Origin of the sequence: Mariniphaga sediminis (assembly GCF_003573545.1) — a bacterium.
Classification (GTDB): Bacteria; Bacteroidota; Bacteroidia; order Bacteroidales; family Prolixibacteraceae; genus Mariniphaga; species Mariniphaga sediminis.
In genome coordinates this window covers 112,617-133,443 of the sequence record NZ_QWET01000009.1, presented here as the reverse complement: position 1 = coordinate 133,443, position 20,827 = coordinate 112,617, and the positions used below count along the sequence as shown (strand labels likewise).

General features: G+C 43.8%; 18 protein-coding genes. 5 read left to right on the top strand and 13 right to left on the bottom strand.

Going from position 1 to position 20,827, the window contains the following annotated elements:
• Nucleotides 1-71 precede the first annotated feature (71 nt).
• From D1164_RS13630 to D1164_RS13610, 5 genes are all read left to right on the top strand, one after another.
• Nucleotides 72-674 (top strand): TetR/AcrR family transcriptional regulator, encoded by a 603-nt coding sequence (locus tag D1164_RS13630; RefSeq protein ID WP_119350549.1) that lies wholly within the window; start codon nucleotides 72-74, stop codon nucleotides 672-674.
• 233 nt (nucleotides 675-907) lie between these two features.
• The gene (locus tag D1164_RS13625) at nucleotides 908-2,236 is read left to right on the top strand and encodes a TolC family protein (protein ID WP_172594455.1); all 1,329 of its coding nucleotides are present in this window, start codon (nucleotides 908-910) and stop codon (nucleotides 2,234-2,236) included.
• Between the two features lie 21 nt (nucleotides 2,237-2,257).
• The gene (locus D1164_RS13620) at nucleotides 2,258-3,322 is read left to right on the top strand and encodes an efflux RND transporter periplasmic adaptor subunit (protein ID WP_119350547.1); all 1,065 of its coding nucleotides are present in this window, start codon (nucleotides 2,258-2,260) and stop codon (nucleotides 3,320-3,322) included.
• Nucleotides 3,323-3,332: 10 nt separating this feature from the next.
• Nucleotides 3,333-6,464 carry an efflux RND transporter permease subunit gene (locus D1164_RS13615; protein ID WP_119350546.1) on the top strand — a complete coding sequence of 1,044 codons (3,132 nt, stop codon included), beginning with the start codon at nucleotides 3,333-3,335 and terminating at the stop codon, nucleotides 6,462-6,464.
• A gap of 6 nt (nucleotides 6,465-6,470) precedes the next feature.
• Nucleotides 6,471-7,028 (top strand): hypothetical protein, encoded by a 558-nt coding sequence (locus tag D1164_RS13610; RefSeq protein WP_119350545.1) that lies wholly within the window; start codon nucleotides 6,471-6,473, stop codon nucleotides 7,026-7,028.
• A 150-nt stretch (nucleotides 7,029-7,178) separates the two neighbouring features.
• On the opposite strand, the gene D1164_RS13605 is transcribed toward D1164_RS13610, so the two are convergent.
• The 13 genes from D1164_RS13605 to D1164_RS13540 form a co-directional block, all read right to left on the bottom strand.
• Nucleotides 7,179-7,391, bottom strand: coding sequence for a hypothetical protein (locus D1164_RS13605; protein WP_119350544.1), 213 nt, complete (start codon nucleotides 7,389-7,391; stop codon nucleotides 7,179-7,181).
• Between the two features lie 329 nt (nucleotides 7,392-7,720).
• Complete coding sequence (locus D1164_RS13595; protein WP_119350542.1) at nucleotides 7,721-8,686, bottom strand: NAD-dependent epimerase/dehydratase family protein; 966 nt, start codon at nucleotides 8,684-8,686, stop codon at nucleotides 7,721-7,723.
• Nucleotides 8,679-9,500, bottom strand: a complete 822-nt coding sequence (locus D1164_RS13590; protein WP_119350541.1) for an SDR family NAD(P)-dependent oxidoreductase — start codon at nucleotides 9,498-9,500, stop codon at nucleotides 8,679-8,681. Before D1164_RS13590 ends, D1164_RS13595 begins: the two co-directional genes overlap by 8 nt.
• 101 nt (nucleotides 9,501-9,601) lie before the next feature.
• Nucleotides 9,602-10,591, bottom strand: a complete 990-nt coding sequence (locus D1164_RS13585; protein ID WP_206611008.1) for a glycosyltransferase family 9 protein — start codon at nucleotides 10,589-10,591, stop codon at nucleotides 9,602-9,604.
• On the bottom strand, nucleotides 10,588-10,830 hold the full coding sequence (gene atpC / locus D1164_RS13580) for an ATP synthase F1 subunit epsilon (protein ID WP_119350540.1): 243 nt from the start codon (nucleotides 10,828-10,830) through the stop codon (nucleotides 10,588-10,590). The genes D1164_RS13585 and atpC overlap by 4 nt, the downstream gene beginning before the upstream one ends.
• 16 nt (nucleotides 10,831-10,846) lie before the next feature.
• Nucleotides 10,847-12,352, bottom strand: a complete 1,506-nt coding sequence (gene atpD, locus D1164_RS13575) for a F0F1 ATP synthase subunit beta (protein WP_119350539.1) — start codon at nucleotides 12,350-12,352, stop codon at nucleotides 10,847-10,849.
• Nucleotides 12,353-12,465: 113 nt separating this feature from the next.
• Nucleotides 12,466-13,461, bottom strand: a complete 996-nt coding sequence (locus D1164_RS13570) for a polyprenyl synthetase family protein (RefSeq protein WP_119350538.1) — start codon at nucleotides 13,459-13,461, stop codon at nucleotides 12,466-12,468.
• Nucleotides 13,436-15,847 carry an efflux RND transporter permease subunit gene (locus D1164_RS13565; protein WP_119350537.1) on the bottom strand — a complete coding sequence of 804 codons (2,412 nt, stop codon included), beginning with the start codon at nucleotides 15,845-15,847 and terminating at the stop codon, nucleotides 13,436-13,438. Before D1164_RS13565 ends, D1164_RS13570 begins: the two co-directional genes overlap by 26 nt.
• Nucleotides 15,848-16,182: 335 nt before the next feature.
• A complete protein-coding gene (locus D1164_RS13560; protein WP_119350536.1) occupies nucleotides 16,183-16,767 on the bottom strand; it encodes a DUF4202 domain-containing protein in 585 nt (194 codons plus the stop codon).
• 46 nt (nucleotides 16,768-16,813) lie between these two features.
• A complete protein-coding gene (locus tag D1164_RS13555) occupies nucleotides 16,814-17,242 on the bottom strand; it encodes a DsrE family protein (protein ID WP_119350535.1) in 429 nt (142 codons plus the stop codon).
• On the bottom strand, nucleotides 17,239-17,655 hold the full coding sequence (locus D1164_RS13550; protein ID WP_119350534.1) for a sigma-70 family RNA polymerase sigma factor: 417 nt from the start codon (nucleotides 17,653-17,655) through the stop codon (nucleotides 17,239-17,241). Before D1164_RS13550 ends, D1164_RS13555 begins: the two co-directional genes overlap by 4 nt.
• Before the next feature lie 99 nt (nucleotides 17,656-17,754).
• Nucleotides 17,755-18,126 (bottom strand): heavy-metal-associated domain-containing protein, encoded by a 372-nt coding sequence (locus D1164_RS13545; RefSeq protein WP_119350533.1) that lies wholly within the window; start codon nucleotides 18,124-18,126, stop codon nucleotides 17,755-17,757.
• Between the two features lie 71 nt (nucleotides 18,127-18,197).
• Nucleotides 18,198-20,819, bottom strand: coding sequence for a copper-transporting P-type ATPase (locus D1164_RS13540; protein WP_241558289.1), 2,622 nt, complete (start codon nucleotides 20,817-20,819; stop codon nucleotides 18,198-18,200).
• Nucleotides 20,820-20,827 lie beyond the last annotated feature (8 nt).

Below are 20,827 nucleotides of genomic sequence, written 5' to 3'. Positions count from 1 at the left end.
AACAAAAAAAATTAAATTATTTGCAGTGCTGTAAAATTAATTTTTATATTTGCAGACCAAACGGTCGGTTTATGAATACAACAAAGGAACATATTATGAAAACAGCTTTGAAACTTTTTTTGCAAAAAAGTTTCAAAGAAGTAACCATGAAAGAGATTGTCCAGAAAACAGGGCTTTCCAAAGGGGCTTTTTACCATTATTTCCCCAGCAAGCAAGATCTTTTTAGCGAAATCATCAATACATATTATCTTAAAATGGCAGCGGTTGAATACGAAAGATTTGACAGGAAATCATTTTATGGATTCTATCATGATTATGTCGAATATATAATGAATGAATTTATGGCGCTAAAAAAACTGTTGGAAGATACAAACGATGAAGACGATATAAACTATCTCACTATAGCTTTTGATGCAATACATATAATCCCTGATTTTAATCTGAAGGTTGAAGAGCTTCATGTACTGGAACTGACAGCATGGGCAGAGGCCGTAGCCCGGGGAAGGGCCAGCGGCGAACTTGATACGGTAATGACCGATGATCAGATAGCCTGTATGTTTGTTTATTCGAATGACGGGATAGGACTGCACCTGATCCAGGAAGGCCGGGTCAAACAATTGGGTCCCAAAATGCTGGAGCTTTGGGATGGTTTTTACAATGAAATAAAGGCATAAATTTTTTTAAATGAAAGCAAACCGAATGTTCGGTTTATCTATTGAATCAATACAGACCGGACGTTCGGTTTAAAAAAATGAAAAGAACCATATTAACAATAAAAAACGACAGAAGAATGATTCCGAATGCGACTTGCATAAAAAAGGATAAACGGGTTGTATTGAACGGAATCTAAATGATCGAAGAATAATTAAATAACTGAACAAATGACAATTATAATGGCATGAAAACAATGAAACAGAAATTGAAAACAGCATGTATTTTATTTCTTTCTGCCCTTTCGGTTGCAACAGCACAACCCCGCAGGTTGTCGTTGCAGGAGGCGGTACAAGTTGGATTGGAAAGAAACATGGAAATCCAAAATGCCGGACTTGAAAGGCAAAAATCAGAAAGTTGGCAAAAGGAACAACAGAGCCGGCTTTACCCGCAGGTGGAGGCCTACAGTAATTTTAACTATTACTTCGCCCTACCCAAACTTGTGGTTCCCGGTGAGATTTTTGGACAGGAGGGCGACATTCCGGTTGAATTTGGGACGAAACTCGATTGGGGTTCCGGTTTCCGCGCTACCCAGTTGTTGTACAACCGGAGTTATTACACCTCGTTAAAGCTGGCTCGTCAGAAAACAGATCTGGAAGGCCTCACCATGAGGCAAAAGCAGGAGGAAACGGCTTACAGCATTTCTCAGGTTTATTATTTGTGTCTGGCCACCTGGCAGCAGACCAACCACTTGTCTGTAACTCTGGAAAGTATGGAACAGCTGCTTAAGATTACCGGATTGCAGCAACAGAATGGAGTAATCCGGAAAGTGGATCATGAACAGGTGCTGGTAGACCAAAATAATCTTCGCACCGAAGTAGAGCAGCTTTCACGGCTTTACGACCAGCAGATTCGTCTTTTGAAATACCTCACCGGAATGGACCCCGACAGTGAGGTGGTACTGACTGACTCCTTAGCTTTTTCGAATGAACAGGCGGATTTGTATTTACCCGATTGGGGCAACCGTACCGAACTGAAACATCTTGAAAAACAAATGGAGGTAGTGGGATTGTCTAAAAGTATGAATAAGCAGGCCTATCAGCCTACACTTTCCGGTTTTGCCCAGTATTATTACCAGGGACAGCGCAACCAGTTCGATTTTTTTAAGGGGGGGAGTGACAAGTTTTTTAAGGTTGGTTTTGTTGGATTGAGTTTGTCCATTCCGGTTTTTAGCGGGTTTGAAAAGCAGGCAAAAATCAAGCAAAACGATATTACTTTAATGCAGTTGCAAAATACCCGGAACAATACCCTTCAGTTTTTCAGGAAAGAGTTTGCTGATGCAAAACAGCAATATGAAGACAGTTGGCAGGCGGTAATCAGGCAAAGACAAAACATTGGTATAGCAGAAGAAAACTACAGAGTAAACCTTCAGGCTTACCAGGAACAAACCATATCGCTTGTGGAATTGCTCCGGGTGCAAAACAGCCTGACAGAGGCCCATTTGTCTTACGACAATGCCTTGTTGCAATGGAAGAATGCCGAGCTGGGCCTAAAAAAATCAAGAGGTGAAATTCTAAACTTTTAAAGCAATAAAATAATAATAGCTATGAAAACAATTGGAAAGTATGTAACAATCCTGGCAACTCTTGCCATTGTGGCGCTGCTGGTTTATAAATTATTCAGTAATAAAAAACAATCAGACAATGAGTTGAAGGCCATGAGCGAATACAGCTCCGTAATTCCGGTAGAGGTGGTTTCCCCGGAGATTCGTAAATCGATACAATCAATGCAGGAGAACGGGGTGGTTCGCTCAGATGGTGAAATTACGATTCTGTCGGAAACGTCGGGCAGAATAACCTATGTAACGGGTGAGCCCGGGGAGCGGGTTTCTGCCGGGCAAACACTGCTCCGGGTAGAACGCGAAGTTATTGAGAGTCAGTTTGAATTAGCCCGGCTAACCTTGGAGAATGCAGAAAAGGATTTAGCGCGTTACAAAAATCTGGCAGGGGGAAATGCGGTTACCGAGCAGCAACTGGAAAACTCGAAGCTGAATTACCGGAACGCTCTCACAAATTTTACCACCCTGAAAAAGCAACTGGAGAATACGGAAATAAAGTCTCCGGCAGACGGAATAATTATTAAACGTTTTGTTGAAACCGGCGATAACCTGCTGCCTTCGGTGCAGGTGTTTTCATTACTCAAAAAAAATAAAATGGTTTTTGTGGTGAAAGTGGCCGAAAACGATATCCGGCACATTAATAAAGGGCAGGAGGCCACAGTCAGTCTGGATATTATCCCCGATAAACTATTTACAGGCGAAGTAAAAAGTATGAACATAACTCCTGATTTATCGGGCAGGTACGAAGTTGAAATCGATCTAAAAGAAAATGACAGCCGGTTTCGCGATGGCCTTGACGGAACAGCCGGGTTTAAAATTATGCAAGCCGGTGAAGGGGTGGTCATTCCACGGAAATGTATCGAAGGAAGTATTAACGATGCAGTAATTTACCTGCTTCAGGGCGATGTGGTTGTTTCCCGGAAAGTGGAAGCAGTTTCATTGAACGAAACCGAAGCTCTGATTACTGAAGGGCTTTCACCTGATGAGACACTGGTTCTTTCAGGTCAGATTAACCTTCAGAACGGAACAAAGGTATCTGTTTTAAATCAGTAAAAAGAAGACGATGAATGTATCTGAATTAGCCATAAAACGACCCACGCTGGTGGTAGTTGTGTTCACCATACTGGTGTTTCTGGGAGTTATGAGTTTTACCTCGCTGAATTACGAACTGTTACCCGAATTTAGTTCTCCGGTTTTTACGGTTTCTACGGTTTATCCGGGCGCCGGGCCGACTGAAGTGGAAAACAGTGTGACCAAACGAATAGAAGAGGCCGTTTCGGGTCTTTCTAACGTGGAAACGATTCGCTCCATATCGCAGGAAGGGGTTTCCGTGGTTTTCATTGAGCTAAAGCTAAAGGCGGATGTAGAGGCGGTGGTAAATGAAGCCGTACGAAAAGTGCAATCGGTAAGAAGTTTGCTTCCGCCGCAGGTGCTTGAGCCTTCTGTTTCAAAATTCTCTGTAAGCGATTTGCCCATCATTACCCTGAGTGTCAGTGCTAATTTGCCGGCGGCAAAACTGTATGATGAGTTGAACTACCAGATTATTCCGGCGCTGGCAAAAACAGAGGGAGTGGGTGAAATAAATATTTTGGGCGAAACGGAACGGGAAATTCAGGTTAATATCGATCATAATAAGCTGGATAATAACAATCTGTCTATACTGCAGGTGGTGCAGGCCATACACGCCTCGAATACCGATTTTCCGGCGGGGAAAATCAAAAATACAGATCGTCAGACTTTGCTCCGGATGTCGGCAAAATATACACATGTGTCTGATATTGCCAATCTGGTGGTTTCGCAAATGCCCGATGGTTCCATGGTGAAGTTGAAAGATATTGCTGAGGTAACCGATACCGAGAAAGATGCTGCAACTATTTACCGGGTAAATGGAGTCCAGTCGGTTGGATTGCAGATAAAAAAGCAGGACGATGTGAATGCTGTAACGGTTTGCGATGCCGTAAAAGCGGAAACCGTGAAGCTCGAAGATCAATACGCCGGCATTCAGCTTAAATTTACCGTTCCGCAGGATGGTTCACAAATTATTCTTGATGCTGCCCGGTCGGTAGGATTCGATCTGTTGCTTGCCATCATCCTGGTTACAATAATTATGTTCTTTTTTCTTCACAGCGGGCGCAATGCCATTATTGTAATGATTGCCGTACCATTGTCTTTAATCGCCTCTTTTATCGGTATGAGCCTGTTAGGTTACACCCTCAACCTGATGACCCTGCTCGCTATGTCGCTGGTTATCGGGACGCTGGTTGATGATGCTATTGTAATACTTGAGAATATTTACCGACATCTCGAGATGGGGAAAAATCGTTGGCAGGCGACAATTGACGGCGTGAAAGAAATCGGGTTGAGTGTGGTTTCCATTACGCTGGTGCTTATTGTGGTATTCCTTCCGGTTGCTTTGTCCGAAAGTATTATTTCCCCCATTATAGCTCCTTTTGCCATGGTAATTGTAATTACGGTTTTACTGAGTTTGCTGGTTGCGTTTACCGTCGTTCCGCTGCTCACCTCCCGGTTTTCAAAACTTGAAAAGTTGAACCGAAAAGCGCTATGGGGCAGAATTATCACGGTTTTTGAAAAAGGTATTGATGCTTTTTCCCGTGTTATTTTGCAATTGCTTAACTGGTCGTTGCGGCATAAGTTTATCACACTTGGCACCGCATCCCTGTTGTTTATCAGTTCGCTCATGTTGCCCGCAGGTGGTTTTATCGGCAATGAATTTATGAATGTGGGAGATATGGGTGAATGCCTGGTTACGTTAGAGTATCCCAGGGACTATACACTCAAACAGAACAGTAATGTTACGCGGAAAATTGAAGAGATCATCAGTCAAAAGCCGGAAGTGACAAATATTTATACTTCAGTAGGTAGTACTTCGGGCATGCTGGTGGCGCAAAGTGGAAATTACCAATCGGAAATTAATATTAAGCTGGTAGATAAAACCCGGCGTGATGTGTCATCGTCTCTTTTTGTGAAGAGACTGGAGCGCGAAATCAACGAAACATTCCCTGATGTAAAGGCCCGTTCGGCAGTGTTAAGTATGATTGGAAGTACGGATGAAGCTCCCATTCAAATAGTTTTTCAGGGGGCCAATACAGACACGCTCTATGATTTTGCAGAAAAAATGCGGCAAAAAATTGGTCAGATTCCGGGCACAAATAATGTAAAACTGAGCATTGAAGGGGGCTCTCCCGAAGTGGTGATAAAAATCGACAAAGATAAGATGGCCCGGCTTGGGGTGTCTCCCGAAGTGGCAGGGGGCACCATTCAAACATCATTTAGTGGAAATACCGATAGCAAATTCCAGATCGGTGATTACGAATACGACATCAATATCCGCCTTGATGCGTTTAACCGCCAGTCGGTCAAAGATGTGGAGAATCTTTCATTCCTGAATAATTACGGACAGACGGTTAAGCTGAAGCAGTTTGCTGACATTACTGAAGAGAGTGGTACCTCGAAGTTGGAACGCTTTGGGCGAATTTCTTCTATTACCCTGGAATCGCAGGCTTTGGGAAGGGCGGCAGGCGATATTGGCAACGACATTTTTGTTTTGCTCAACGAGACAGATTTTCCGCAGGGCGTAACCTATGTGCCTTATGGCGAATTGAAATACCAGGGCGATGCATTCGGCAGCCTTGGAATGGCGCTTCTAATTGCCATCATTCTGGTCTATTTAATTATGGTGGCACTGTACGAAAGCTACCTGCATCCTTTTGTGGTGTTATTCTCCATTCCGCTTTCCATTATCGGGGCGTTGTATGCGCTGGCCCTTTCGCAACAGTCACTGAGTATCTTTAGTATACTGGGCATTATTATTTTAGTCGGGTTGGTAACAAAAAACGCGATACTCGTAGTCGATTTTACAAACTCTCTGAGAAAGGAGGGGAAAGAACTGACAGAAGCTTTGGTTACAGCAGTAAAGCTCAGGTTACGTCCCATACTTATGACGGCCGTTTCAACGGTGGTAGGGATGTTACCGATTGCCTTGTCACACGGTGCTGGCAGTGAATGGAAAAGCGGTTTGGGATGGGTGCTGATTGGAGGCATGAGTAGCTCGATGTTGCTTACCCTCATAGTAGTACCCGTAGTGTACCTCGTTGCCGAAAAGATAAAGATCAGGGTTCAGAAAATTTTTGGAAGAAAGCGTTCCCTTTATCTTGTTCAATCTGAGAATAGCTAAAACGAAATGAAAACAGGAAAACAGATAGGGTTTCTGCTTCTGGCATTGGGAATGTTTTTCCCGGTGGCAGGGCAGGAACCTGTTTCTTTAGCCAACGATGGTCTGGTTTCCCGGACAGACAAAGGGTTTTACCTGTCGGTTGATTTCAGACAAACCGCTTTGGGCGGGGAACCGGTGAGAATGAATGGCGGAACATTGGCTTTTCTGCATAAGCAGCGGCTTTCTGCAGGAGGTGTTTTTTATGCCACTCCCTATTCTTTTTCTTATGAAAACCGGTTCTACGATTTCAGTTATGGCGGTCTCTGTGTCCAGGCGCTGCTCAAACCGCAAAAGCTGATTTTTTTGTCTGCCGGTGTTTCCGGGGGAATTAGCTACCTGCAAGAGGTCGCGGTTAAGGATCAGGTTGGCCCCTATCTTGAACTGGAAAGCCGGCTTTGGATGAATATAACTTCATTTATGAGAGTGTCGCTTTTGGCTGCTTACAGGTTGTCTGACAACCGGGTATCCGGTTTTGAGAGTTCGGGCGAATCCCTTGGCTTTTCAGTGGCTTATGGTAAATTCTGATGACGGGTACCGGAGATTTAGGAAAATTTTCTAAATATTATATGGCGATAAACAGGGGGCAGTATAAAAATCCGGTGGAGTAAAAAGTAATTGTGCTTAACTTTCAATATTCATTTAACTTTTTTTCTTCCCCGAAATAATAATTGGGACTTACGCTCCGCTCCAACTTGAACCTATGACATAGTACCCGGAAGGAATTTCCGGGCCAAGGTTGACTTTTACTTCACCCAAAGTCTTTTCAAAACTAACTTTGAAGGAGTGATTACATTTCACAAAACAACATGAGTTCGATGTAAAAATCTTATCTATAGCAACAGACTGGTTATCCACTCGTTTGGGGCTTTGCCCCAATCCCCACTTCATTTTTCTCCCAGATGAGAAAAACGAACCAAAAAGAATCATGTCAAAATTAACCTTTGCGTTTTTTCAATGTTTCGAATTAGCCCGACTGACGGAATTTTGACACAGCCCGCATCAGGTAGCTTTTCCGAGTGAAGCGAACGCAGCCTTGGGGTTTCTGTTTATCTTTTTGGCTAAACCAAAGAGTAAAATCGGCCTGATAAGGCATAAAAATGTTGATGGAAAATGTATCTGAAAACAGACTACTCCACCGAACTTTCAAGGTGCTCCATAAACAGTTAAACAGAACATTTGCAGACACAAACTCCTGTGCCATGCTTACCGGGAAAATATTATTGAATAGCTTTTTCTATCGCTTTCTTTGCCGGAACCATTGGCAATTCCAGTTCTTCTATTGCTTTTTTCGGAGTGAAATAATTTCCCAGACAAAGCATCCGGGCATTGGCAGAGGTTAGTTGGATCGGCCTTCGTAATACTTTTTCAGAGAAGTCGCCCCAATGGCCGAGCATCATCAGTAAAAAAGCGGGGATTGGAATTAAAATGGAACGTTGGCCGGCCACATGTGCCGTAAGGTGAAAAAATTCCCGGTACGAAAGATTTTCACCAGCCAGTAAATAACATTCCCCGGTTATTCCTTTCTCCAGGGCATTTACTACTCCGGTGGCAGCAGCCTCGGCCTCCACAAAGTTTTTCCCGCCGGGAGGATAAAAGGCTATTTTTTTATTCAGAATGTGTGAAAATATTTGTCCGCTGCTTCTACTCCCGGGAGTGGAACCAATAATAAAAGTAGGGTTAACAACCACAGCATCCATACTCCCGGCTTTTGTTTCTTTCAGAACCCATTGTTGCGCCAGGTATTTGCTGTAAGCATAACCCGAATCTTTCAGCCAGGGCAAAAATGGATGCTTTTCGCTTCCCGGATTTGCTTTTGTTCCATTTCCAAAACAATTGGCAGTACTTACAAATACCAACCGTTCTATTCCATGCCTCTTACCTGCTTCAAAAATGAATTGCGTGCTGTCTATATTTACTTTTTTGTAAGCTTCCAGCGCGGATGGTTTGGGGGAAGTCCTGGCAGCAGAATGTACAATATAACTACACCCCTTTACCGCTTTTTCTATATCCTCTTTTTGCGTTATTTGGCCGTTAAAAAAATCGACCTTTAAATTTGTCAATGCCCTTAGGTCACTTCCGGGACGTACCAGTACCCGCACCTGATAATCTCTTTTTAAAAGCTCACGCACTACGTGGGAGCCCAATAGTCCGTTTGCTCCCGTAACAAGCACTTTTTTATTCATTTTCAGTCTTTAGATTGAATCTTTTTTGTTTAATCTCTTTTTTTAACGAACGGCGCATGAGGGAAAGCCGTAACCAGACAGGTGCAACTTTCAGTAGTAGCCAGCTCACTTTATTAAAGAAACCGGGAATAATCAGTTTCCTTCTTTTTAAAAGCCTTTCAATACAAATTTGAGCTACCTTTTGGGAAGTGAGGGTTGTTGTCTGAATAAGCCAGTTGTGTTTTTCGATACGGCGGGTAACTTCTGCATTTGTTTTCATCCCGGCGGGGTGTGCTACACTCACCGAAACACCGGTGCCTTTTAACTCGGCACCTAACCCTCTGGAGAATGAATAAACAAAAGCCTTGGAGGCCGGATAAACGGTTTTATAGGGCATGGGACTAAACGATGCCATACTGGCAATGTTTAGTATATAAGCCTTTTCTTGTCTTTTTAAGTTGGGTAACAACAGCCGGGTGAGCAGAACCAGGGCATAAGTGTTCAGCAATACAATCTCTCCAATATATTCGGGTGAAGCATCCAGAAAAAGTTTTGCCCCTCCAAGGCCGGCATTGTTAATGAGCATATCTATTTCATATTTTTCTGAAATAGTGGACGCCAGCTTTTTTATCTCTTCTGTTTTGGTGAGGTCGGCTTCAAAGGTTTTTACATCCACTCCAAATTCATGCGCCAATTCCTTCCCCAACTCTTTCATGTTTTCTCCGGGAAGCGATGTGAGCAACAGGTTTCTTCCCCGTTGCCCGCATTCTTTGGCCATTTCTTTTCCCAGACCGCTGCTTGCTCCTGTTATCAAACAGTATTTATCTGTTTTCATGTTTTTTGCTTTGGACTTGGGACAAGATAACCAAAAGGTTGAAACAGAACAAAACGAATAAAAGGCGATACCGGATTTTAACAAAAAAGTTTAATCCCCGCTTAATTTGTAAATTGCTGGTTTATCCATTTTACAGCCTTTTCCGAGTCCTGTTCCATCATGCAGCGGAAATGTTTTTTTGGGCATTTCCGGTATCCCAGTTTAGAGCAGGGCCGGCACCTGAGCCCTGTTTTTTCCATCATTTCCGAGGCGGGGTGCGCGAGGTAGGGAGTCATTCCAAAATCAGGGGCGGTATTTCCCCAAAAAGAAAGAATTTTTTTTCTGAAAGCAGCAGCAATGTGCATCAACCCGGTATCATTGGTTAACACCACACGGGCATCGCGTACCAGACTGGCCGATTGATTCAGGCTGATTGCGCCGGCAAGGCTCACCACATTGCCTTTAGACTGTTTCAGAATCTCTTCTGCTTCTTCTTTTTCTCCTTCGCCCCCCAGCAGTACTACGGGGAAATCAATGTTGTTACAAATTTCCACCACCTTGCTGACCGGGAGTTTTTTAGTTGCCCATGTTCCGGCAATGGCAAAAGCAACAAATCCGTTTTGAAAGGAAGGCGGTAGTTCTTTTGTACCGGAATCTTCCTCTTCCGGAATGAAAAAATCAAGTCCTTTCCCGTCGTTTTTTACATCGAAAACAGAAAGTGTTTCCAGGTAACGGTCTACAATGTGCTTTTGAGGAAGCCTGTTGATTTTAAAGTTTACAAGAAGGTATTTTTCAATATTCAGCTTTTTAAAGGTGAAAGACGGAATATTTAGTTTCCTTTTTATTTTGCTGCTGCGCAAGTTGTGGTGAAGATCTACAATGTAATCAAACTGTTCTTCCTGTAACTGTTCAATCAGCTCGCCCATATTTTCGGAAAGTACATGCACTTTATCGATATACGGGTTGGAAGAAACCAGTGGGGCGTATACTTTTTTGGTTACAAAATGAATTTCTGCGCCTTCAACCTGCTGTTTCAGGCAGCGCACCACCGGTGTGGTGAGCACAATGTCGCCAATGGAGCTGAACCGTATTGCCAGGTACTTTATTCTCAATCTGATTCTGCTAAAACAATCACGTTGTTGTCTTTATTTTCAACCACTCCCCCGGTTACTTCGAAGGTGTGCCTGCGGTCGTTTTCGTCAATAACCCGTATGGTTCCTTTCCGAAGCGTAGAGATGAGGGGGGCATGATTTTTCAGCATTTCGAACAAACCCTTACTTCCCGGCAACCTGACGCGTTTCACTTCGCCTTCGTATATCTTTTTTTCGGGTGTAATGATTTCGAGAAACATAGTTTACAATTCTAAATTACTTGTTGGCCAGCAAACGTTCCCCCTTCTCAATGGCTTCTTCAATGGTTCCTACCAGGTTAAAAGCATTCTCGGGATATTTATCCACTTCTCCATTCAATATCATGTTAAAACCTTTCACGGTGTCTTCAATGGAAACCAGTTTTCCTTCGAGACCGGTAAACTGCGATGCCACAAAGAATGGTTGTGAAAGGAACCGCTGTGCGCGGCGGGCACGGTGTACCACCAGTTTGTCTTCCTCTGAAAGTTCATCCATACCAAGGATGGCAATAATATCCTGCAACTCTTTGTAGCGTTGCAGCAGGTGGATTACATTCTGGGCGCAGTTATAGTGTTCTTCCCCAACAATTTCGGGAGTAAGAATACGGGAAGAAGAATCGAGTGGGTCCACGGCGGGGTAAATACCGAGCTCCACAATTTTACGACTCAGTACGGTAGTGGCATCAAGATGGGCAAAGGTGGTGGCAGGTGCCGGGTCTGTGAGGTCGTCGGCTGGCACATAAACTGCCTGTACCGATGTAATGGAGCCGTGTTTGGTAGAAGTAATCCGTTCCTGCATAATACCCATTTCAGTGGCCAGTGTCGGTTGGTATCCTACTGCCGACGGCATTCGACCGAGAAGCGCAGATACTTCGGAACCGGCCTGGGTGAAACGGAAAACATTGTCGATAAAAAAGAGGATGTCACGTCCTTCATTTGAACTGGAGCCACTGTCGCGCAGGCTCTCGGCAATGGCCAACCCCGAAAGGGCTACACGTGCACGGGCGCCCGGAGGTTCGTTCATCTGTCCGAAAACCATGGCCAGTTTCGATTTTTTCAATCTCTCCTGATCCACTTTTGCCAGATCCCAACTGCCTTTTTCCATCGATTCACGGAAGGCATCGCCGTAATCCACAATGTTTGCCTCAATCATTTCACGCAGCAGGTCGTTCCCTTCACGGGTACGTTCTCCCACACCGGCAAAAACGGAAAGACCGCTGTGTGCAAGTGCAATATTGTTAATCAGTTCCTGTATTAACACGGTTTTTCCTACACCGGCGCCACCAAACAGTCCGATTTTCCCTCCTTTTGCATAAGGTTCAATCAGGTCAATTACCTTAATCCCGGTGTAAAGTACCTCTGTTTCTGTGAGTAAATCTTCATATTTTGGGGGGTCGTTATGAATTTTAAATCCTTTTTTCGGAAGTTGTTCCAGTCCGTCAACGGAATCGCCCGTTACATTCAGCAACCTTCCCAATGCCTCTTCTCCTTTTGGCATGATGATTGGCTGCCCGGTTGGAAGCACTTCCATCCCGCGTTTGAGCCCGTCAGTAGAATCCATGGCAATACACCGGATGGTATTTTCTCCAATGTGTTGCTGACATTCTACTATCAGATTGTCTTTCCCTTCGCGGATAACTTCGAGGGCATCGTAAATTGTGGGAAGATCGTTTCCCTCTTTCTCAAAACTGACATCAACCACAGGGCCTATTACCTGAATGATTTTTCCTTTGCTTTGATCCATCTGTTTTTTGAATTTGAAATGCGGTAAAAAGATACCGTCTGTTTTTTAGCCGCACAAAGTTATTGAAGTTTTGTTTTTTTTCGGCAAAAAATACATTTTAATCTTAAATTATTTTAAAAACGACGTCCAAGCATGTTTTTACTCAGGTTGCTGAGTTGTTCTTTCCGTAAATCGTTGACCGGTAAATCGTGCAAAATGTTAGCAGCCTGACTGAAACAGGCATCGATTTTTTCTTCAGTCAGTTCTTTAATTCCCAGCTGACGGTATATTTCCGTTACTGAACTGATTTTCTCTTCAGCGTTAAAATCCATTATATTCAACCACCTGAGAAGTTCCGTTTTGTGATTTTCAGCTGCTTTCTCCAGTGCTTTAACAAGCAGATAAGTTTTTTTATTGGCCAGGATATCTCCTCCGATTTTTTTCCCGAACGATTGCTGGTTCCCAAATGTGTCAAGCAGGTCATCCTGCAACTGGAATGCAAGTCCCAAGTTGATGCCGAAATCATAAAGCTGACTGGCCATTTCATCGGTTGCATGGGCCAGCAGTGCACCTGCTTTGAGACTACACCCAAGCAATACTGCGGTTTTTAACCGAATCATTTCAAGGTATTCTTCCTCGGTAACATTCAGGCGATTTTCAAAATCCATATCGTATTGCTGCCCTTCACACACAGCAAGGGCTGTGTCGGTAAATAAACCGGCCACATCAAACAATTGTTTTGAACGGCACTCCATCAGATACTGATACGATAAAAACGCCATCGCGTCGCCTGAAAGAATCGCACTGTTTTCACTGAATTTTTCATGGACGGTTGGTTTGTTCCGGCGCATTTCTGCTTTGTCCATAATATCGTCGTGGAGTAGCGTAAAGTTGTGAAAAACTTCTACCGCCAATGCTGCCGGCAACGCATTTTCAATTTCTTCGGAAAAAAGGTTGAAAGACATCAGCAATAAAACTGGACGTAACCTTTTCCCGCCCATACCAAGCGAATAATTAACAGGTGCATAAAGTTCCGCAGGGTTTCGGGCACTTAAAACCTCAGCCCGGCGGGCAATTTCGTCGTTGATAATTTTTTGCAACGTTTCAATCTGGTACATCGATTTGTTCATTTTGATAGTTGTCTTTTATCTTCAATTCTTCCAGCTCAATATCTTCTTCTTCATCGTAAATATGAAGGAGTGGTTCCTGGAATGAGCGGGTAGTGGTTAACCTCTCCAGCCCGGTGAGCAACGAAGGCAGTAAAATTAAATTGGAAGTAACTGCCACAAGCAGGGTAAGGGATACCAACACTCCCATAGCTACTGTTCCGCCAAATCCCGACAGCGCAAAAATGCCAAAGCCGAAAAAGAGTACCACTGATGTATAAAGCATGCTCACACCGGTTTCCTTTAGTGCGAGTACTACCGAGCGTCTTATATCCCAGTTGGTTACGATTAATTCCTGGCGGTATTTGGCCAGAAAGTGAATGGTATTGTCCACCGAAATTCCAAATGCAATGCTAAAAACAAGGATGGTGGATGCTTTGATGGGAATTCCTGAAAATCCCATGATGGCAGCAGTAAATATCAGCGGGATAACGTTGGGAGTGAGCGACATAATGACCATTCGCCACGAAGAAAACATGACGGCCATAAAAAAGGAGATAAGAAAAATAGCCAGTCCCAGACTTGTAAAAAGATTTTTTAGCAAATACTGCGTGCCCTTAAAGGTAGTCACGCTCGACCCGGTTACCGTTATATCGTATTTATCGGAAGTAAAAATGGAATCAATATCGGCATTTAACCGCGCATAAATATTTTCCATCCGTTTGGTGCCTACATCTTTCATCCGTATACTGATTCGCGTTACCTGTCTGGCACTGTCAATAAACGAATGCAGCATTCCTGCATCGTTTTCTCCCAAAGAGGCGTACTGCAGAATAAAACTTTGTTCGCGATTGTTTGGCAGGCTGTAATATTTTTCGTGACCGTTGTAGAAAGCCTGCTTCGAAAACTTCAGCAAATTCAATAAAGAAAGAGAGGGCGAAAGTTCTGAATACTCCGCCAACTTTTTATCGAGGTGGTCAATTTTATTGAACGTGCTTAGCTGCATAACTCCGCCGGGCCGTTTGGTGTCAATCATAATTTCCAGCGGCATCAGTCCGTCGAAGTTGGTTTCAAAAAATTTCAGGTCTTTGTAAATCGGGTCACTTTCAGGGATATCATCCACCATATAGCCGGAGCTTTTTATGAGGGAAATCCCGTAGAATCCAATTCCCAAAATGACAACCGCCACCACATAAACCGCTTTTCTGCGGTGTTCGGTAATATAGATGAGCTTGCGAATGATTCCGGTGACAAAACGATTGTTCAGATGATTTACATGGCGGGAAGAAGGAGGGCCGATGAAGCTGAAAATAATTGGAATAAGTAACAACGACAACACGAAAAGTCCCATGATACTGAGCGAGGCGACCACCCCAAATTGCCGCAGGATATCGCTTTTAACAATAACAAACGTGGCAAAACCCGAGGCCGTTGTCAGGTTGGTGAGAAACGTAGCGTTGCCAATTTTAATGATTACCCGCTGGAGGGCCTTGATTTTATTGCCGTGACTGACATATTCGTGGTGAAACTTATTCAGCATATAAATGCTGTTGGGAATACCTATCACAATCAGCAAGGGGGGAATCATGCCCGAAAGCAACGTGATTTTGAACCCGAACAATGCCAGCATTCCCATGGACCAGACTACCCCTGTCAGAACAATCAAAACCGGAAAAACTACAGCTTTGAGCGAACGGAAAAACAGGAACAACACTACAATACAAATGGCAAGGGCCAACACACTAAACAGGTAAATTTCTTTTTTTATCCTGATTGAGTTGACAACCCGGATGTATGGCAACCCGGAATAATGCAAATCAACCCCTTGCTCCTCCTCAAATTGCCGGGTAATTTTTTGGATAGACTTTACCATTTTTTCCCGCTCTTTCGACTGCATTTTGTCTTTGTTGACCGTAATGGCCAGCAGATAAGTATTGTTTTCCGGGTTATAAACCAGCTTCCGGTAAAATGGAAGGCTTCTGAATATATCGGCACTTTTGTCGAGTTCTTCCTGAGTGTGGAGCGTATCGGGGAAAAGCTCCTTTATTTCAAACCGGCGTTTCCCGGTATTCTTCAAAAGATTGTAGGCGTTTGAAACCGACAAAAGATCTTCCACCCCTTCTACTTCTGAAAGTTCTTCGCACAGATGTTCCCATTCCCTAAAACGGTCGATTTGAAAAAAAGCAGAATCCTGAATCCCAATTATAATAAGGTTGCCTTCTTCACCAAAAATTTTAACAAATTGCTGGTAGTCTTCAAATGCCGGATCTTTTTTAGGCAGCAGCGAAGCATATTCGTACGACATTTCAACATTACGTGCATGGTACCCTAAAAACAGGGTAATTACTGCCAGTACACCGAGTAAAAGTATTTTATTTCTGAGGATAATGCCCGAAATCTTCAGCCACATAAAATATTCAATCTATTGATATAAAGAAAGTGCGAAATTAAAAGAAATATTTGGATAATGAAGGGAAAAGTCCGTGGGGAGGCTTGAGAAGGTTTATGGGGAAACGGAATGGTACTTTTTAAATGGTGAGGGAACCTGTTTGTGATTTTTTTGTGATGGTGTTGGCGGCTCTGAACAGGAGATATCAGACTGACGGAGAGCAATCCGGAGTGGCTGAACTGCTAACCGGTTGACGAAGCAGGATACGTGCTGAAAGGAAGTCAGGTGGAGTGTTACCATTCTTTTAAGGATAAAGCAACCCCGGCTTCAGGCGTGGAGCAGGAACACCCGATTACTTACCCCAGCGCCTGCGATATAATCTGACGGGCTGGCTCGGGCAGGTTCAACTGCAATGCAGTACGATGGGCATGTTCCGACATTTTATTCCAGGTTTTTTGAACGATCCGGAGCAATTGCCCTTCCGGTTTCCCCTGCATAAAATCGTACATGTAGTGTTCCAGGAAAACCAGGCATACCACATCTTCAAGTTTTTGGGCCTCTTCCAGCCTCCGGATATTCCATTTTTTCAGAATGTTAGTCACCTCCGAAATAAAACCGTCGGAGTAGCCGCTTTCTTTTAGAATGACTGCCGCCTTTTCAGATTGATAATCACTCAGGTAATCCCGCCACTGATGGTATCCGGTCCGTCCTTCGGGATAATCGCTTCGCGGAATTTCCCAACGGTAAAGGTGCTGGCAACAAGCTGCAATTGTGAGGGCCTCCGAAGCATCAGGATAGACTTGCCGTAAACGTTCGGAAAGCCGCTGTGTATAAAGCCATTCTGCCGGGACGGCATCCGCCCCGTCAAATTCAATGCGGGGATCCTGAAGGTGTGCGTTTTTTAATGCTTCTGCGGCTGTATGAAAAACTGAACTGTACATACCATATTGTTTCGTATAAAAACGCTGGATAACAGCTTCTGCTTTATTAAAAAGTCAAAACTTTTGCATCGCTTTTCAGATAATCGGAAAGTGGTTTTCCCATTCCTTTTACTTCGAAATTCAGCTTTTTCAAGTTTTCAGTAACTCCGTAAGCATCGGCGCAAACAATGCAAGCTTTTATTTCTACACCGTCTTCTTGCATGGTTTTCAGCTTTTTCTGAATTTCCAGGTTTTCGGATGTCAGCTTTGCCGATGGCCCCCAAATGATTAAAGTCACTTCACTAAACCATCCGGCAGTTTTAGCGGCGTGTGTGTACATGAGCGCCACCCTTTCAGCTACATACGGATCATCGCTGGTCCATACTACAACGAGTTTGTCTCCGCCTTTTACATTATCATTTGATTGTGCTCTGGTTTTGGATACCGAAATGATGGTTGTTAGAAGCAATGTGATAAAAATAATTTTTGTTTTCATTGGATTAATGTTGGTGTAAACGTAAATAGATATTTTTTCAGTATAGCCCGAAAGTCATGATTATCCAGTAGGTTTTCTTCGTCGTTATCGTACCATCTCCCGGGTCTTCTGTTTTCCTTCCAGGAACCTTCCGGTTCAAAGAATCGGGCCAGCGATTTATTTTCATGCGGAACGGTTTGATTTACCTTTTTACGGTAATAATCAATGATTTTGTGGTTTAGAATACTGAATAGCCAGGTTTTCGGGGAGCTTTTCCCTTTGAAACTTTCAATCTTTTCTGTTGCTGCCAGAAAAGTATCTTGTACCAGGTCTTGCGCTAATTCTACATTCGGCAATTTATGAAAGGCCCACGAATAAAGCTCCCCGGTATAAGTTTCGACCCACTGGGTGAGATTTTTATTTTGTGTAACCATATTATCGGATAAAAATATCCGTGAAGGTAATTATTTTTCGTCTGCATAAAAAAAAGGACTACCGAAACCGGTAATCCTTTTCCATACGGAATTTGAAATTTAATGCTGATGTCCTTCGTGTGAATGTCCTGCGTTTTCTGCTGAACGATCATACTTGCAACAGCCCGGAAGTTTGTTGTAAACTTCGTTTTCTGCTTTGTGCATGTCGGTATCATGACCTACTTTGGCAATCGCCATATGAACTTTGTGCACATCGGTCTTTGAATCATCGAAAGAGACTTCCATCACTTTCGTTTTTTTGTCCCAATCAGCTTTTGAGACTCCATCTACCGACATCGCAGCTTTTTCAATACGCTTTTCGCACATGCCGCAGTTTCCTTTCACTTTAAACTTCTCCGTTTTGTTTCCGGCAAAAACAGTAACTGTACCCATAAAAAAGAGGGCAATCAAACCTAAGACTTTTGTTTTCATTTTTTTGAATTTTAAATGGTTTACTATATTATTCTTTATTCACTATTTACTATTTGAAAATCAAATAACTTTTATTTTTTCCTTAGTCGTAATGCATTGGAAATGACCGAAACAGAACTGAAACTCATGGCTGCCGCTGCAATCATGGGGCTGAGCAGAACCCCAAAAAACGGGAACAGAATACCGGCTGCAACGGGAACTCCCAATGAGTTGTAAACGAAAGCGAAAAACAGGTTTTGCCTGATGTTTTTCATTACTTTGTGGCTCAGTTCTCTTGCCCGGACAATACCATTCAGATCGCCTTTTACCAGGGTAATCTCAGCGCTTTGCATGGCTATATCTGTCCCGGTGCCCATGGCAATACCTATGTTGGCCTGTTCAAGCGCCGGCGCATCATTAATGCCGTCGCCGGCCATGGCTACTATTTCTCCTTGCGCCTGCAATGTTTTTACTTTTTTAAATTTATCATCGGGCAGGCAATCGGCCTGGTACCCATCCAGTTTTAATTCTTCGGCTACTGCCCTGGCCGTAAATTTATTATCGCCTGTCAGCATGTGCACTTTTACGCCCATTTTCTGCAATTCGCGAATGGCCTTTGCCGAAGTTTTTTTGATGGTATCGGCTACACTTACAATTCCTTCAATTTTATTTTCAACCAAAAGGTACATCACGGTCTGACCGGTTAATTGCCAGTCTTTTACCATTTCCTGTTTCTCCTTCATGAGTGTAGCACCCAAATCATCTGTTAAACGGTTGTTTCCCAATCCTACTGATTTTCCGTCAATTTTACCTTTTACTCCTTTGCCTGTAACCGCTTCAAAGTTTTCTGTCTTTTGCAGTTGTATTCCTTTTTCTTTTGCCCCTTTTACAATGGCCTCGGCAACCGGATGTTCACTGTGTGCATCGACTGACGCAGCCAGCCGGAGAATATCATCATCGGAAAGACTTCCGAATGATTTGTAGGATTTTAAAGCCGGTTTCCCTTCAGTAATGGTTCCGGTTTTGTCGATAATAAGGGTACTTACTTTATTCATTTCTTCAATGGCGCGGGCATCTTTTACCAGTACACCCGCCTGTGCCATTCTGCCCGAACCTACCATGATGGACATGGGTGTTGCCAGTCCGAGTGCACAGGGACACGCAATGATAAGTACAGCCACAGCATTAACAAAGGCATATACATATGCGGGTTCAGGCCCCCAGGCAGCCCAGATTATGAAGGTTAGTAAAGCAATGCCAATTACGATCTGCACAAAATATTTTGCTACCACATCGGCCAGTTTTTGTATCGGTGCGCGCGAACGGCTGGCCTGGTTTACCATTTCAATAATCTGAGCGAGTAAGGTATCTTCACCTACTTTTTCAGCTTTCATTTCAAACGAAGTATTTCCGTTAATAGTTCCACCGGTTACCTTGTCATTTTGTGATTTATCAACCGGAATGGGTTCGCCAGTGATCATACTTTCATCCACCACCGCGTTTCCGTCGGTAACTATTCCATCTACCGGTATTTTTTCTCCCGGGCGTACGCGCAGGATATTGCCCTCCTGTACCTCTTCAAGCGGAATTTCCTCCTCCTGCCCGTTGCGGATAATTCGCGCAACAGGCGGTACAAGATTCAGCAGGGCTTTAATGGCCGAATTGGTTTTGCTGTGTGCCCTGAGTTCGAGCACCTGGCCAAGAAGTACCAATGTTAAAATAACTGCGGCTGCCTCAAAATAGAGGTGCACGTTTCCGTTTGCATCTTTAAATTGTGCGGGAAATATGCCTGGTGTCAGCAGTGCAAAAACGCTGAAAAGGTAGGCCGCGCCAACCCCAATAGAAATGAGTGTCCACATGTTGGGAGACCAGCGACGAAGAGAGTTCCAGCCACGTTTGAAGAATTCCCGGCTGGAATAAAAAACAACCGGCGTAGCCAGGACAAACTCAAGCCAGCCCCACACTTTTTTAGAAGCAATTTCTTCCAACTTCAGAAACGGAAAAAAATCAGACATGGCAATAATGAATACCGGGATGCTTAAAATCACTGCAACCCGGAATTTTTTGGCCATTTTTTTATAAGCCTTTTCTTCCTCGCTGGTTTCTTCTCCTTTCTGTGGAACCAGATCCATCCCGCATTTGGGACAGCTTCCCGGATGATCCTGAACAATCTCGGGGTGCATAGGACAGGTGTAAACGGTTTTGGCAACCGACGCGCTTTCTTCTTTCACAAGATGCATCCCGCACACCGGGCAGTCGCCGGGTTGTTCGTAGGTTTTATCCCCTTCGCAATGCATGGGACAGTAATATGTCCCATGGCTTTTTTTACCCCTTTCTACGTTATGATGGTGTCCGGACTCATGATGATGACTGCCTTTTGTATGCGAATGTTTATGATGCCCTCCTTCTTTCTCTTCTCCTACAGGAACGAGGTGCATGTTGCATACCGGGCAATCTCCCGGCTCATCATAGGTTTTATCCCCTTCGCAATGCATGGGGCAGTAATATGCCCCGTGACTTTTTTTATCACTTTCCATGTTATGATGATGATTGTCTTTTGTATGCGAATGTTTGTGATGGCCTCCTTCTTTCCCTTCTCCTACAGGAACGAGGTGCATGTTGCATACCGGGCAATCTCCCGGCTCATCATAGGTTTTATCACCCTCGCATTTCATGGGGCAATAGTATTGCACATGATTTTGTTTGCTTGCCATTAATCTTG